The sequence below is a fragment of the Faecalimonas hominis genome, from assembly GCF_054660755.1.
The window spans coordinates 1-1,500 of record NZ_BAAHSH010000092.1 but is presented as its reverse complement, the minus strand read 5'-3'; the positions used below and the strand labels follow the sequence as shown (position 1 = coordinate 1,500).

The window sequence follows — 1,500 nt, the reverse complement described above, 5'->3', positions numbered from 1 at the left end:
AAAAGCTTGACCAGTACAAATACTGTCTGCGGTGACAGAATCCGGGTTTGATCTCCGTGCAGTACCAACCGTATTTATGGGTGGAGGCTCCGCAATTTTAAAACGCCACGTGACCGCACAGGACGCGATTTGCCGCCCCGTTTTTATAGAGGACGTCCATGCCAACGCAACAGGGTATGAACGGATTGTAGAGCAGATGTGGGCGAGATGACACGCCCTGTGTATTCGTTCCGCCCGAACCTGAAAAATCCAGAACACCAGAGGGCATGGGAGAAATTTCAAAGTGTTCCAGAAGGGCAGAAAAGCCAGTATCTGGTTCAGGCAATTCTGGAAAAAGAAAATCGAAAATGGCTGGAAGAAGTCATTCAAAAGACGATAAAAGAAAGTGTTCGGGAATTGGAGATATGTGGCACTACGGAACAATTGAAAACGAAACCATCATCGGAAGAAATACCAGATCAGATGCTGGATTTTTTATCTCAAATGGAAAATTTGTAAAGGGGGTGAGGCCTATGATTGCACGATGCATACATTGTTGGAACTGCTAGGGGTAAGGCATAAAATGCATCGCTATCTTTGGTGGGTATTGTGAATAGCTTTCCATGCATCTTTGGAGTATGTTGTGTGTAGCGAAACGGAAAGGAGAAACGCTATGACAGAGATGAAGAACATATGCGGAAAGATCCCGAAGGACTTACACGAAAAAGTAAGAGAAGAGATTGAACTGACAGAAAGCAGCACACAGAAATTTATACAGCAGGTCATCGAAGAACATTTTGAAAGACTTGCAGGAAAAGGAGAAATGAGCATGGGAACAGCAAGAACAATCGCAGTACAGGTATCAGAGGAATTATTCCAGAGATTAAAAACAGTCATCGCAAAAAAAGGCATGAAACAGAAAGACTTCTTAATTCAGATCATCGAAGAGGCACTGGAAAAGGCAGAAGCCGAATGGCAGAACAAAGACAGCATGGAAGAAACGGAACCTGCAACCGGAGAATCTGGAACAGAAGAGACTCAACCGGACGAGGAAAACGAACCGAGCGAGGAAAGCGAACCGGACGAGGAAAACGAACCGAAAGAAGAAAGCGAACCGGACGAGGAAACTCAACCGGAAGAAGAAACCAAAGCAGAAGAGCCAACAGAATGGTAACAAACAGACACAGAGAAACCAACAGGCGGTATGAGACAAATCATGCCGCCTGTTTTTATCAGCAAAGGAGGTTGATAACCGCAACCATTCAATTTTTTGATCTCTTTAGCGGAATCGGCGGATTCCGAGAAGGCTTAAGACGTGCAGGGGGATTTACCTGTGTCGGACACTGTGAGGTGGATACTTATGCGGATAAGAACTACCGATTGCTGTTTGACACAGAAGGGGATGTACTGGTCAAGCTTTTTGGTAACACTTTGTTCGGAAATCATGCTCTATATCGAAACTCCATTGGTGTCATATAGTTATTCGTTGAATGAGGTCTCACATACTTCTATCAGTTATTG

Annotated in this window: 3 protein-coding genes; all 3 read left to right on the top strand. The window is 44.5% G+C overall.

Annotated elements, in window-relative coordinates; all coding sequences use genetic code 11:
- Positions 1-207 precede the first annotated feature (207 nt).
- Positions 208-498, top strand: a complete 291-nt coding sequence (locus ACYQ35_RS11760) for a hypothetical protein (RefSeq protein ID WP_055297600.1) — start codon at positions 208-210, stop codon at positions 496-498.
- A 154-nt stretch (positions 499-652) separates the two neighbouring features.
- A complete protein-coding gene (locus tag ACYQ35_RS11755) occupies positions 653-1,153 on the top strand; it encodes a hypothetical protein (RefSeq protein WP_055297599.1) in 501 nt (166 codons plus the stop codon).
- On the top strand, positions 1,147-1,458 hold the full coding sequence (locus ACYQ35_RS11750) for a DNA cytosine methyltransferase (protein ID WP_459833800.1): 312 nt from the start codon (positions 1,147-1,149) through the stop codon (positions 1,456-1,458). Before ACYQ35_RS11755 ends, ACYQ35_RS11750 begins: the two co-directional genes overlap by 7 nt.
- Positions 1,459-1,500 lie beyond the last annotated feature (42 nt).